The sequence below is a fragment of the Micromonospora sp. DT41 genome (genome assembly GCF_049841715.1).
In the GTDB taxonomy this organism is placed as follows: Bacteria; Actinomycetota; Actinomycetes; order Mycobacteriales; family Micromonosporaceae; genus Micromonospora; species Micromonospora profundi.
This window is the reverse complement of the sequence record NZ_JBNCKU010000004.1, coordinates 430,264-443,268: the sequence shown is the minus strand read 5'-3', so window position 1 is coordinate 443,268 and position 13,005 is coordinate 430,264. Positions and strand designations below refer to the sequence as shown.

Annotated in this window: 11 protein-coding genes; 7 read left to right on the top strand and 4 right to left on the bottom strand. The window is 70.3% G+C overall.

Features of this window, described 5'->3' with window-relative positions; all coding sequences use genetic code 11:
• Positions 1–15 precede the first annotated feature (15 nt).
• Both ACLQ23_RS10590 and ACLQ23_RS10585 read right to left on the bottom strand, forming a co-directional pair.
• Positions 16–1,767: an ATP-binding protein gene (locus ACLQ23_RS10590; RefSeq protein ID WP_355629076.1), complete on the bottom strand. Its 1,752-nt coding sequence runs from the start codon at positions 1,765–1,767 to the stop codon at positions 16–18.
• 166 nt (positions 1,768–1,933) lie between these two features.
• Positions 1,934–2,680: a pyrimidine reductase family protein gene (locus tag ACLQ23_RS10585; protein WP_425735408.1), complete on the bottom strand. Its 747-nt coding sequence runs from the start codon at positions 2,678–2,680 to the stop codon at positions 1,934–1,936.
• Positions 2,681–2,831: 151 nt separating this feature from the next.
• Here ACLQ23_RS10585 and ACLQ23_RS10580 point away from each other — a divergent pair, with 151 nt between their 5' ends.
• From ACLQ23_RS10580 to ACLQ23_RS10555, 6 genes are all read left to right on the top strand, one after another.
• A complete protein-coding gene (locus tag ACLQ23_RS10580) occupies positions 2,832–3,377 on the top strand; it encodes a plasmid pRiA4b ORF-3 family protein (protein WP_355629082.1) in 546 nt (181 codons plus the stop codon).
• A 268-nt stretch (positions 3,378–3,645) separates the two neighbouring features.
• Positions 3,646–4,935, top strand: a complete 1,290-nt coding sequence (locus ACLQ23_RS10575) for an ABC transporter substrate-binding protein (RefSeq protein ID WP_355598139.1) — start codon at positions 3,646–3,648, stop codon at positions 4,933–4,935.
• A gap of 109 nt (positions 4,936–5,044) precedes the next feature.
• Entirely contained in the window at positions 5,045–6,016 is a 972-nt protein-coding gene (locus ACLQ23_RS10570; protein WP_355598137.1) for a carbohydrate ABC transporter permease, read from the top strand.
• Positions 6,017–6,026: 10 nt separating this feature from the next.
• Complete coding sequence (locus ACLQ23_RS10565; protein ID WP_355598136.1) at positions 6,027–6,869, top strand: carbohydrate ABC transporter permease; 843 nt, start codon at positions 6,027–6,029, stop codon at positions 6,867–6,869.
• The gene (locus tag ACLQ23_RS10560; RefSeq protein WP_053653529.1) at positions 6,866–8,299 is read left to right on the top strand and encodes a GH1 family beta-glucosidase; all 1,434 of its coding nucleotides are present in this window, start codon (positions 6,866–6,868) and stop codon (positions 8,297–8,299) included. Before ACLQ23_RS10565 ends, ACLQ23_RS10560 begins: the two co-directional genes overlap by 4 nt.
• Positions 8,300–8,381: 82 nt before the next feature.
• Positions 8,382–9,428 carry a LacI family DNA-binding transcriptional regulator gene (locus ACLQ23_RS10555; RefSeq protein WP_053653530.1) on the top strand — a complete coding sequence of 349 codons (1,047 nt, stop codon included), beginning with the start codon at positions 8,382–8,384 and terminating at the stop codon, positions 9,426–9,428.
• Between the two features lie 422 nt (positions 9,429–9,850).
• On the opposite strand, the gene ACLQ23_RS10550 is transcribed toward ACLQ23_RS10555, so the two are convergent.
• The gene (locus tag ACLQ23_RS10550) at positions 9,851–11,071 is read right to left on the bottom strand and encodes an acyl-CoA dehydrogenase family protein (protein WP_355598133.1); all 1,221 of its coding nucleotides are present in this window, start codon (positions 11,069–11,071) and stop codon (positions 9,851–9,853) included.
• On the bottom strand, positions 11,071–12,150 hold the full coding sequence (locus ACLQ23_RS10545) for a phosphotransferase family protein (protein WP_355598131.1): 1,080 nt from the start codon (positions 12,148–12,150) through the stop codon (positions 11,071–11,073). The genes ACLQ23_RS10550 and ACLQ23_RS10545 overlap by 1 nt, the downstream gene beginning before the upstream one ends.
• Before the next feature lie 145 nt (positions 12,151–12,295).
• On the opposite strand from ACLQ23_RS10545, the gene ACLQ23_RS10540 reads away from it, so the two are divergent.
• A complete protein-coding gene (locus ACLQ23_RS10540; protein WP_053653660.1) occupies positions 12,296–12,997 on the top strand; it encodes an amino acid-binding protein in 702 nt (233 codons plus the stop codon).
• Positions 12,998–13,005 lie beyond the last annotated feature (8 nt).

The window sequence follows — 13,005 nt, the reverse complement described above, 5'->3', positions numbered from 1 at the left end:
TGCGCTGGCCCCTACCTAGAACGGGATGTCGTCGTCGGTGCCGCCGCCGGAGCCCACCACGGCGAACGGGTCGGCGGACTGGGTGATCGAACGCAGCGTCTCCGATGGTGCCCGGCCCGCCTCGGAGACCCGGGTCGCCCACGCCGGGAAGGGGAACTCCAGGCACAGCGGCACCGGGATGTCCGGCTGGTTGACGAACATGGTGCCCGGCTTGGCCAGCAACGCCCGCTGCCGCTGCGCGGGCGGCAGGAACCCGTACTCCGGGCGGGACGCCTCGGCCGGGTCGAGCCGGCCGACCACCCGGATCGCCGAGTTCGTGACGATGCGCCGCTCCACCTCGCTCGCCGTCTGCTGCGCGCCGATCAGGATCACCCCGAGCGACCGGCCCCGCTCGGCGATGTCGAGCAGCACCTCCTTGATCGGGGACGAGCCTTCCCGTGGGGCGTACTTGTTGAGCTCGTCCAGGACGACGAAGAGCAGCGGCTTGGCGGTGCCCGACTTCTCCTTGCGCTCGAACTCGCTCTTGAGCGTCACACCGACCACGAACCGCTGCGCGCGGTCCGGGAGGTTGTGCAGGTCGACCACTGTGACCTGGGCCGACTCGCTGGTGTTGATCGAGTGCGGGCGGCGGGTGGCCAGGTCGCCGCGGATCAGCCGGGCCAGGTCCTTCTTACTGCCGATCAACCGCCGGGCGAACGCGTTGACGGTGCCCAGACCGACCGCGCTGCCCGCCCAGTCGGAGCGGGTTTCGTCGTCGTTGAGCTGGTCGACGATGTGGTCGACCAGATCGCCGTAGGAGCCGAGCCGCACGCCGTCGATGCTCACCCCGCCGTCTGCCGGCTGCGCGTAGCGGGCCAGGTGCGCGGTGACCGAGTGGACCACCATCGTGTACTGCTGGCGTTCGTCGTCGGCGTCGGCGAACACGTACGGCAGGAGACGGTCGGCGCAGAACTCGCTTAGCGTCCAGTAGAAGCTGTCGACGCCGGTGAGCCGACTGCTCACGTCGGGAGTGCCCGACGAGTCGCCGGGGCGCGGCGGGGCGTACACCCGCACGTCGGGGAACGCGCCGGCGCTCAGCCCAAGCTTCGCGTACGCCGCGCGGGTCGGCTCGTCGAGCCGGGTGTTGGGGTGGTCGAGGAACAGCAGGTCCTCGCCCTTGACATTGAAGATCAGCGCCTTGGCGTTCACCGCGTCACCGCCCAGCACCCCGGAGCGGAACACCGAGTAGAGCAGGAACGTGGCGAAGCTCGTCTTGGTGGCCACTCCGGAGATGCCGGAGATCGAGACGTGCGCGCCACGGCTGCCGTCGAGGAAATCGGCGTTGAGGTAGACCGGCACCCCGTCGCGGCCCATGCCCATCGGGATGCGCCGTTCCATCCGGTCGAAGTGCAGCGCGCGTGCGCGTGCGTCGCCCTCGGCCCGGTGTACCACCGCGCCAGGGGTCGGCGGCACGTAGAGCTCCGGGTCGACACGCGTTGTGGTGACCTCGGCCGCCTCCTGCACCTGCGCCGGCAGCGTGCCGTCGGCGATGGCGAAGACGTCCGAGTCGAACTGCGCGCCCTCGTGGCGGGCACGGACCTGGGTGACCACCCCGGCGATCGTCACCGGCTCCCGGTCGGGCAGGTCCCGTCGGGTGACCACCACGTCGTCGAGCTGGAGGTAGCTGCCGGGCGCCACGGCCGTCCAGAACTGCAACGGGGTCGCGTCGGCGGTGCCCAGCACCCGGCCGACCGCCTCGCCCGGACTGTCGAGGTCGCGGTCGGTCATCGGGCGAGGTGGGTCGGTCGGGCAACACGGTCGGCGCGCATGACGTGCATCCTGCCCGAGGAGTACGACAGGTCGCCACGCGACGCGGCGGACGACACGATGCCCCGTCACACTCACGACTGTGGGTGTGCGGCCGGCGACAGCCCGTACCCCTCTTGCGCCGTTCCTACGGGCGGGCGTGGCGGAGCATGAGGACGCCGTCGTCGGCGGCGAGCACGTGCCGCAGCGGCAGGTGCCGGGGCGCGCTGGCGTCGCCCGCGGTGATCCGGCCGGCGCCGGGGCCGGCGAGCAGTGGCGCGACGGTGAGGCAGAGTTCGTCGACAAGGTCGGCGGCGGTGAGCGCGCCGAGCAGGTGCGGGCCACCCTCGCAGAGCACCTGGGTCAGCCCGCGCCGATGCAGCTCGGCCAGGCCGGCGACCAGGTCGACCCGTCCGGTGCCGCAGCGCAGCAGGTCGACGACGTCGGTCAGGCCGGGCGGCGGCTCGGCCCCGGAGTGGGTGAGCACGATCGGCCGGACCGGCGCGTCGGCGAAGGCCGCCTGCGCCGGGTCCAGGTCCAGCGAGCCGGAGACGACCACAAGCGTCGGGTACGCGGCCAGCCCGTTCGCCCGTCGCCAGGCGCGGCGATTCTCGCTCAGGCGGACCGCGCGGTAGCCCTCGTGCCGCAGGGTGCCGGCGGCCACCACGAGGGCGTCGCAGAGCATCCGCAGCAGGCCGAACACCCGCTTGTCCGGCGCGCCGGAGAGCCCTGCGGAGTAGCCGTCGACGGTGACCGCGCCGTCGAGGCTGGAGACGAAGTTGACACGTAGTCGGGGCTGGTCGGCGCGGCCGTAGAGGGCGGTGAGCGTGGCGTCGTCGAGTGGCTCGGTCGACGGCTCGGGCCAGAGGCGTCGAATCGGGATTCCGACGGTCATTCGCCGGCCGGACCAGTGACGGGAGGGGTCGGTTGGGCGGTACGGTGCTGGCAGTCGCACCAGTTCCGGCCCGGGCAGTCGTCGTGTCGCCGGGCCCGGCACGCTCGGCAGATCATGCTGGCAGCCTAAGCCGCGGGGAGGACAGGACAGCATGCCGCGTCAGATCTTCCAGCTGAAGATGTCCGTCGCAGGTGTCCGCCCGCCGGTGTGGCGCCGGGTGCTCGTCCCCGCCGGCTACACGCTCGACAGGCTGCACCGGGTGGTGCAGCACGCGATGGGTTGGCGGGACTGCCATCTGCACTCGTTCGAGATCGACGCCGTGCAGTACGGCGAGCCCGATCCGGACGGGGACCTGGCGCTGCACGACGAGTTGGACGTGCGGCTGGACGCGGTGCTCGGCAAGGGCAGCCGGTTCTCCTACACGTACGACTTCACCGACTGGTGGGAGCACGACCTCGTCGTGGAGGACGCGCTGACCGCCGACCCCGACGAGCGGTACCCGATCTGCCTGGACGGCGAGTGGGCCTGCCCGCCGGAGGGCATCGGTGGCCCGGTGGGCTACCACGCGTTGCTGGCTGCCCTGTCGGATCCGACGCATCCGGAGCGGGTCATGCTCAGCGACTGGGTCGCCGACGGCTTCGACCCCACGTTTTTCGACCCGGCCGTCACCACGACGTTGCTGCGTCGCTTCTGCTGACGGTCCTGGGCGGCCTCGCCAGGGTATGCATGCCCTTGATCAGCCCTGGGAGTGCCCGCCTGAAACAGGGCGGTAACGATCTGGGAACGCTCCCAATGGTCTATTGACACCCCCGGACCGTGCCGGCAATCTCATGGGAGCGCTCCCGGAGTGGTGCGGGTCACCCGCCGCGCGCCGGGTGCGATCCGTGGCAGCGCCCACCGGGATTCGCCACCAGCACCCCCACCACACCCGACTAAAAGCCTCACCACCGAAAGAGGGGTTACAGATGCGCCTCACCACGCGGCGTACCCGCCTGGCGGTCGCTGCCCTGGCCGCGATCACCGCCGTCAGCGGTCTTACGGCATGCGGCAAGGACGACGACAAGCCGGCGGCCGGCGAGAAGCCGGCCAAGCTGATCGTCGACACCTTCGGCGAGATGGGCTACGACGAGCTCGTCAAGCAGTACGAGAAGGACACCGGCATCAAGGTCGAGCTGCGCAAGACCGCGCAGCTCGGTGAGTACCGGCCGAAGCTGGTCCGCTACCTGGCCACCGGCAAGGGCGCGGCGGACGTCACCGCCCTGGAAGAGGGCATCCTCAACGAGTTCAAGCCCAACGCGCGCAACTGGGAGGACCTCGCCCCGCTGGTCGCCGACCACTCGAAGGAATACCTGCCCTGGAAGTGGGAGCTGGGCAAGGCGCCGGACGGCCGGCTGATCGGCCTGCCGACCGACGTCGGCAGCCTCGCCGTCTGCTACCGCAAGGACCTGTTCCAGGCGGCCGGCCTGCCCACCGAGCGTGACCAGGTGTCGGCGCTCTGGTCGGACTGGAAGGGCTTCCACGACGCCGGTCTGAAGTACAAGCAGGGCAGTGGCGGCAAGGCGTTCATCGACTCGATCACCGCCGTCTCCAACGGTGTGCTCTTCCAGGGCAACGGGGACCTGTTCTACGACAAGGAAGACAACATCATCGCGGACACCAGCCCCGCGGTGAAGAACGCCTGGGACACCGCCACCTCGATGGTGGACATCTCCGCCAAGGCGTCGACCTGGTCGCCGGAGTGGTCGGGTGGCTTCAAGCAGGGCACCTTCGCGGCCACCTTCTGCCCGTCCTGGATGCTCGGCATCGTGTCGGACAACTCCGGTCCGGCCAACAAGGGCAAGTGGGACGTCGCGTCCGTTCCGGGCGGCGGCGGCAACTGGGGCGGCTCGTGGCTCGCGGTTCCGGCGCAGAGCAAGTACCCGAAGGAGGCGGCGAAGCTCGCCGAGTACCTGACCAACGCGAAGAGCCAGGTGGAGGCCTTCAAGGCCAAGGGCCCGCTGCCCACCAACCTGGAGGCGCTGAAGGACCCGGCGTTCCTCGGCTACACCAACGAGTACTTCAGCAACGCGCCGACCGGCAAGATCTTCGGGGAGAGCGTCGCCAAGATCCAGCCCGTCCACCTGGGTCCGAAGCACCAGGCGGTGAAGGAGAACGCGCTCGAGCCGGCCCTGCGGGCGTTCGAGAACGGGCAGGCCGACAAGGCGAAGGCCTGGGAGCAGTTCACAAAGGACGCCAAGACTCAGGGTGCCTTCTGAGTGATTCCCTGCCGGTGGCGTTCGGGGTTTCCCGGACGCCACCGGCCGGTCCCCTCCGCGTAGCACCCTGCGCGAGGGCCCCCGGGCCTCGCCGGAAAAGGAAATTCGCATGAGCCTGTCGGCCACGACGGCGCCGCCGTCGCCAGCAGCACCTCCTTCTCGCGACGTCTCTTCCCGACGTCGCCGGGGAAGGCTTCTCAACCGTCTCGATGTCAAGTACTCGCCGTACCTCTACATCGCCCCGTTCTTTCTGATCTTCGGCGCGTTCGGGTTGTACCCGATGCTGCGTACCGCCTGGATGTCTCTGCACGACTGGGACATGATCGGCGATCGCTCGTTCATCGGCTTCGACAACTACACCCGGCTGATGTCCGACGAGTACTTCTGGAACGCGCTGGTCAACACGTTCGGCATCTTCGCCCTGTCGACCATCCCGCAGCTGCTGCTCGCCCTCTTCCTGGCGAACCTGCTCAACCGGACCCTCCTGCGCGCCAAGACCTTCTTCCGGATGGCCATCTTCATGCCGAACGTGGTGTCGGTGGCCGCTGTCGCGATCGTCTTCGGGATGCTGTTCCAGCGGGAGTTCGGCCTGTTCAACTGGCTGCTCAGCTTCGTCGGTGTCGACCCGGTCGACTGGGACGGGCAGCGGTGGAGTTCCTGGACCGCCATCTCCTCCATGGTCAACTGGCGGTGGACCGGGTACAACACCCTGATCCTGCTCGCCGGCATGCAGGCGATCCCGAAGGACCTCTACGAGGCTGCGGCGATCGACGGCGCCAGCCCGTGGCGGCAGTTCTGGCAGATCACCCTGCCCATGCTCAAGCCCACCTTCATCTTCGTGGTCATCCTGTCCACGATCGGCGGCATGCAGCTCTTCACCGAGCCCCTGCTCTTCGGCAACGGCAACATCATCGGCGGCAACCAGCGGGAGTTCCAGACGCTTGCCATGTACATGTACGAGATGGGCATCGTGAACCTGAACACCGCCGGCTACGGAGCCGCGGTCGCCTGGGCGATCTTCATGATCATCGTCGTGGTGTCGCTGTTCAACTTCCTACTCGTCCGCCGCTCGGCGAAGTGAGGAGAGATCGATGATCTCGGCTTCCCAGCGCCTGTGGCGCACCAGCCCGCTGACCTACATGGCGCTCGTCCTGGCAGCGCTGCTGTCGATCTACCCGTTCTACTACATGGTGGTGATCGGCACTCGCAGCCTGGACAACATCAACGACGTGCCGCCGCCGCTGACCCCCGGCGGGGCGTTCGGTGACAACTTCGGGCGGGTGCTCGACAACGACGCCGCCAACTTCCTCACCGGCATGATGAACTCGATCATCGTCTCCTCGGTGGTCACCGTGTCGGTGGTGCTCACCGGTTCGCTGGCCGGGTTCGCCTTCGCCAAACTGCGGTTCCGGGGCAGCAACGCCCTCCTGCTGGCGATCATCGTCACCATGATGATCCCGACCCAGATGGGCCTCATCCCGCTCTGGGGCATGATGCAGGACCTGGGCTGGTACGACACCCTCTACGCGGTCACCGTGCCGTTCCTGGTCAGCGCGTTCGGCGTGTTCATGATGCGGCAGTACGCCAGCCAGGCGATCTCCGACGAGCTGATCGAGGCCGGCCGCGTCGACGGTGCGAGCACGTTCCGGATCTACTGGAGCATCGTGCTGCCCGCGCTGCGTCCCGCCGCCGGTGTCCTCGGTCTGCTGACCTTCATGGAGACCTGGAACTCGTTCCTCTGGCCGTACGCCATCCTCACCCCGGAGAACCCGACCCTCCAGGTCTCGCTCTCCTTCCTCTCGTACGCCTACTACACCGACTATTCCCAGGTGTTCGCCGCCACGGCGATCGGCACCATCCCCCTGGTGATCGTCTTTCTCGTGTTTGGCCGCCAGATCATTGGCGGGATCATGGAAGGTGCCGTCAAGTCGTGAGCAACCCCGCCAGCCCACCCGCCGTCGACGTCCTCGACGAACGCCCGGGGCTGACCTTTCCACCCGGTTTCCTGTGGGGTGCCGCGACCGCGGCATACCAGATCGAAGGGGCTGCGGCCGACGACGGCCGTACCCCCTCGATCTGGGACACGTTCAGCCACACCGACGGCCTGGTGGTCGCCGGGCACACCGGCGACGTGGCGTGCGACCACTACCACCGGCTCGGCGGCGACGTCGCGCTGATGGCGGAGATGGGCCTCAAGTCGTACCGTTTCTCGGTCTCCTGGCCCCGGGTGCAGCCCGGCGGTACGGGCGCTGCCAACCGGCAGGGCCTGGACTTCTACAAGCGCCTCGTCGACGAGTTGCTCGCCAACGGCATCGAGCCGTGGCTCACCCTCTACCACTGGGACCTTCCCCAGGAGTTGGAGGACGCCGGTGGCTGGCCGTCGCGGGACACCGCCGCCCGGTTCGCCGACTACACGACGCTGATGGCGGACGCGCTCGGTGACCGGGTGCGCTACTGGACGACGCTGAACGAGCCGTGGTGCTCGGCGTTCCTGGGCTACGGCTCGGGCGTGCACGCGCCGGGCCGGTCGAACGGGGCGGACGCCGTCCGCGCCGGACACCACCTGATGCTCGGGCACGGGCTTGCCGTGCAGGCGCTGCGGGCGGCACGGCCCACTGCCGAGGTGGGTGTGACCGTCAACCTCTACCCGGTCGACCCGGCCAGCGACGCCCCCGCCGACGTGGACGCGGCCCGGCGGATCGACGGGCTGGCCAACCGCTTCTTCCTCGACCCGCTGCTGCGCGGGTCGTACCCGGCGGATCTGGTGTCCGACCTCAGTACGGTGACTGACTTCGATCACGTGCACGACGGCGACCTGGCGATCATCTCCACGCCGCTGGACCTGGTCGGGATCAACTACTACAGCCGGCACGTCGTCGCGGCTCCTGCCGAGGGCGCCGAGCCGGAGCCGTACTGGCGGGCACCGTCCTGCTGGCCGGGCAGCGAAGACGTCCGGTTCGTCAGCCGGGGCTTCCCGGTCACCGACATGGGCTGGGAGATCGACGCCCCGGGCCTTGTCGAGACGCTGCGTCGGGTGCACGAGGACTACACCGACCTGCCGCTCTACGTCACCGAGAACGGCTCCGCGTTCGTCGACGAGGTCGTCGACGGGCAGGTCGACGACGTCGACCGGCTGGGCTACTTCGACGCCCACCTACGCGCCGCGCACGAGGCAATCGATGCAGGGGTGCCCCTGAAGGGCTACTTCGCCTGGTCGCTGATGGATAATTTCGAATGGGCCTGGGGTTACACAAAGCGTTTCGGCATGATCCATGTCGACTACGACACCCAGACCCGGATCCCCAAGTCCAGCGCCAGGTGGTACGCCTCGGTGATCCGACGCAACGGTCTGGCCGCACAATAGGCTCGGGCCAGCCATCAGGGCGGTCCTGGTGTCCACCTCCCGCAGGTGGCGCCAGGCCCGCCCGCCGTCGGAGGAGCAGACGATGACAACGCAGCGCACCCGGTCGCTCGGGCGCCCGACCCTCGACGCGGTCGCGGCGCGCGCCGGCGTGGGTCGGGGCACGGTCTCCCGCGTGGTCAACGGCTCGCCTCAGGTCAGCCCGGAGGCCCGGGCCGCGGTCCAACAGGCGATCGCCGAGCTGGGGTACGTCCCGAACAGGGCGGCCCGCGCACTGGTCACCCAACGAACCGACTCCGTGGCGCTGGTGGTGTCCGAATCCGGCGAGCGGGTCTTCACCGAGCCGTTCTTCGCAGGCATCGTGCGGGGGATCAGCTCCGGGCTGCTGGAGACGCCCATGCAGCTCTGGCTGGCGATGGCCCAGTCACCGGTGGAGCGCGAGCGCGTCGAGCACCACCTGACCAACCAGCACGTCGACGGCGTACTCCTGTTGTCGTTGCACGACTCGGACCCGCTGCCGACCCTGCTGGAGGAGCGGAACCTGCCCGCCGTGCTCGGCGGCCGGCCGGCCCGGATGCTGCAACCCGGCGCGCAGCCGGCCTGGTTCGTCGATGTGGACAACGTTGGCGGAGCACGGCAGGCGGTGGAGTACCTCACCGGCCAGGGCCGCCGTCGGATCGCCACAATCGCCGGCCCGCAGGACATGGGGGTGGGCCTGGCCCGGTTGGCCGGCTACACCGAGGCGGTCAAGGCCACCGGGTCCGGCGTCAACCCGGACCTGATCGCGTACGGCGACTTCAGCGAGGGCAGCGGCGCGACAAGCATGCGCCGGCTGCTGAACGCCTGCCCGGATCTGGACGCGGTGTTCGTCGCGTCCGACCTGATGGCGTTCGGTGCGCTGCGTACCCTGCGGGAGTTCGGCCGACGGGTCCCCGAGGACGTCGCGGTGATCGGCTTCGACGACGCGCCGGTCGCCCGGCAGGCCGACCCGCCGCTGTCAACGGTCTTCCAGCCGGTGGAGGAGATGGGCCGGCAGATGGCCCGCCTGCTGGTGGCCCGCATCCGTGGCGAAGACATCCCCGCCCAACACATCCTCCTGGACACCCAGCTGATCCACCGAGCCTCCGCCTGACCCACCTCGCCCTGCGCTGCCCCGCCCTCGCGCTGCCCCGTCTCGCCCTCACCCTCGCGCTGCCCGCGCTGCACTGCCCCGCCCGGCCCCACCGCTCGGGTGATCATGAGGTTAGCGGGAGCGTTTCGGGCAAAACGTCCCGTCAACCTCATGATCGTCGGGGTGGGGGCGGCGTGATCGTGCTCGATCCTTGTTGTAGTGATGTTGGGGGTGGGGGAGGCCACTACATCCAGGATCGTGCGCGGCGCGGGCGGCACGCGCGATCGTGCGCGGCACGGGCGGCGCGGGCGATCGTGCGCGGCGCGTGCGGCAGGGGTGGCGCGGGCGATCGTGCGCGGCGCGTGCGGCAGGGGGTGGCTCGGGCTACGCGCTTGGCACCTGGGTGTGCGGCTGGCGGCGGGCTGCGTTTGGGTGCTCGGGGTTTAGGCGGGGGTGGGGGTCCAGCGGCGGAGTTCGCGTTTGGCTAGGGAGTTGCGGTGGACCTCGTCGGGGCCGTCGGCCAGGCGTAGGGTGCGTGCCTGCGCCCACAGGGCGGCCAGCGGGGTGTCCTGGCTGACGCCCGCGCCGCCGTACCCCTGGATGGCCTTGTCGATCACCCACTCCGCCATCGCCGGCGTGCCGATCTTGATGGCCTGGATCTCGGTGTGGGCGCCCTTGTTGCCGACGGTGTCCATCAGCCACGCCGTCTTGAGCACCAGCAGGCGGGCCTGTTCGATGCGGACCCGCGACTCGGCGATCCACTCCCGGACGACGCCCTGCTCCGCGAGGGGTCGGCCGAACGCGATCCGCTCGTTGGCCCGGCGGCAGAGCAGTTCCAGTGCCCGTTCGGCCATGCCGATCAGCCGCATGCAGTGGTGGATGCGGCCCGGTCCGAGGCGGGCCTGGGCGATGGCGAAGCCGGTGCCCTCGGCGCCGATGAGGTTCTCCGCGGGCACCCGCACGTCGGTGAAGTCGATCTCGGCGTGCCCGCCGTGCGAGCCGTCGGTGTAGCCGAAGACGTGCATGCCCCGGCGCACCGTCACCCCTGGGGTGTCCCGCGGGACCAGCACCATGCTCTGCTGGCGGTGCCGCTCGGCTGCGGGGTCGGTCTTGCCCATCACGATGAAGATCTCGCAGCGCGGGTCCATCGCCCCGGACGACCACCACTTGCGTCCGTTGATCACGTACTCGTTGCCGTCGCGGGTGATCCGGGTGGCGATGTTCGTGGCGTCGGAGGACGCGACGTCCGGCTCGGTCATGCAGAACGCGGAGCGGATCTCGCCCTCCAGCAGCGGCATGAGCCACCGCTTTCGCTGCGCCTCGGAACCGAACTCGGCGAGCAACTCCATGTTGCCGGTGTCCGGTGCCGCGCAGTTGACCGCCTCCGGTGCCAGGTGCGGGCTGCGGCCGGTCAGCTCGGCAAGTGGCGCGTACTGGAGGTTGGTCAGGCCGGCGCCGTAACGCGGGTCGGGCAGGAACAGGTTCCACAGGCCGCGCCTGCGGGCCTCCGCCTTCAGTTCGGCCAGCACCGGGGTACGCGACCACGGGTCGCCGGCTGCCACCTGCTCGGCGTGCACGGCCTCGGCCGGGTAGACGTGCTCGGTCAGGAACCGGGTCAGCTCGTCGCGCAGCTCCTCGGTCCGGGTGTCGTACGAGAAGTCCATCACCGCTCCCTGGCGGCGGTCAGCCCGTGCGCGACCAGCGGTGCCACCATGTCGCCGATGCGGTCGAAGCCCTCGCCGAGCGTCTGGCCGAGGGTGTGCCGGTAGTGGATGCCCTCGCAGATCACAGCGAGCTTGAAACAGCCCAACGCCACGTGCCAGTGCAGCGGGCCGACGTCGACGTCGCTGCGGCCTGCGTACCTGTCGATCAGCTCGGCGCCGGTGGGGAACCCGGCGTGCGGGCCGAGCCCGTCGGCGACCGGGTTGCCGGCGGCCGTCTCGCTGCCACCCAGCACGTCCCAGTACGTCAGCAGCAGGCCCAGGTCGGCGAGCGGGTCGCCGAGGGTGGCCATCTCCCAGTCGAGGACGGCGTGCACGGCCACCGGGTCGGCCGAGGCGAGGAGGTTGTCGAGCCGGTAGTCGCCGTGCACGATCCGGCCGGCGTTGGCGCCCTCCGGTGCGGTCGCCGCCAACAAATCCCGCAGCTCGTCGATGCCGGGCAGGTCGCGGCTGCGCGAGCGGTCGAGCTGCCCGGCCCAGCGGCGGATCTGCCGGGCCAGGTAGCCGTCCGGGCGGCCGAAGTCGTCAAGCCCGACGGCGGCGGGTTCGACGGTGTGCAGCGCGGCGAGCGTGTCCATCATCGCCATGGCCAGTGCGCGGCGTCGGTCGTCGCCGAGCGGGTCGGTCTGAGCGCGGGTGCGGAACACCTCGCCGGGCACCCGTTCCATCAGATAGAACGGCGCGCCGATCACGTCAGGGTCGGTGCAGAGCAGCAGCGCGTCGGGCACCGGCACCGCGGTCGGGGCCAGCGCCGAGATGACCCGGAACTCGCGGCCCATGTCGTGGGCTGTCGCCAGCACGTGCCCCAGCGGGGGCCGGCGGAGCACCACCTCGCGGTCGCCGAGGCGCAGCAGGTAGGTGAGGTTGGATTTGCCGCCGGCGATCAGTCGTGCCTGCAACGGCCCCGCCGCCAACCCGGGCCGGTGCTCCGCCAGGTAGCCGGCGAGTCGATCGAGGTCGAGGCCGGCGGGGGAGGCCGGAACCGCGCCCGTCCGGGGCACATCGACGGCCGGATCGGTCATCCGACTAGTTGATGGCAGCCCGCTCACGTTGTCAAGGTCAGATTTTCCCCTCGGGACATGCCCCTGCAACAGGGGCGAAATGGTCACCTCACAGGCTGTAACCAGCCTGCCGGCCCTCGCCGGCCCGCCGAGCGGAGGGACAGACATGTTGCTGCGAGTTCGGGTCACCCTGCCGGACCGTCCGGGCACCCTCGGCCAGGTCGCCCGCACGCTGGGTGTCTCCGGCGCGGACATCGTCCAGGTGGTGGTCCTCGAACGCCTCGGCGGGCGCGCTGTGGACGACTTCACTGTGGTCTGGCCGGGCGCGGCCCGGGTCGAGCGGCTGCTGGCCGGCCTCGCGGCGATCCCCGGCGTACGGGTGGACGGTGTGTGGCGGGCGATCGGCGCGCCCACCACCACCGGGCAGGACGCGGAGCTGCTGGCCCAGGTAGCGGCCAACCCGGCCGACGGTCTCGCGACCCTTGTCGACGCGGTGCCGGGGCTGCTGGCGGCGGACTGGGCGGTGGCGGCCGTGGTGCCTGTCGACTGGGCTTCGCGGACAGGAGGCGGCGGTGCCACGGTGGGGCACGCGAGTTGGCGTGCGCCCGTACCCCCGCGGTTGCCGGAGGTGACGCCGCTGCGCGGCCGGTCGGTGACCACGCCCGACGGCACCCACCACGCGATCACGCCGTTCGGCCGGGCCGGCCTGGTGCTGGTGGTGGCCCGGGAGTACAGCGAGACGCTCTGCGCCGCGAACTTCCACAGCACTGAGGTCGACCGGCTCACCCAGCTCGTCCGGGCCAGCGCGGTGATCCTCGGCGACCGGCTGGACCTGGTGGGCGCGCCGCCGGTGGTCGCCGGCCCCTGACCGGTCGG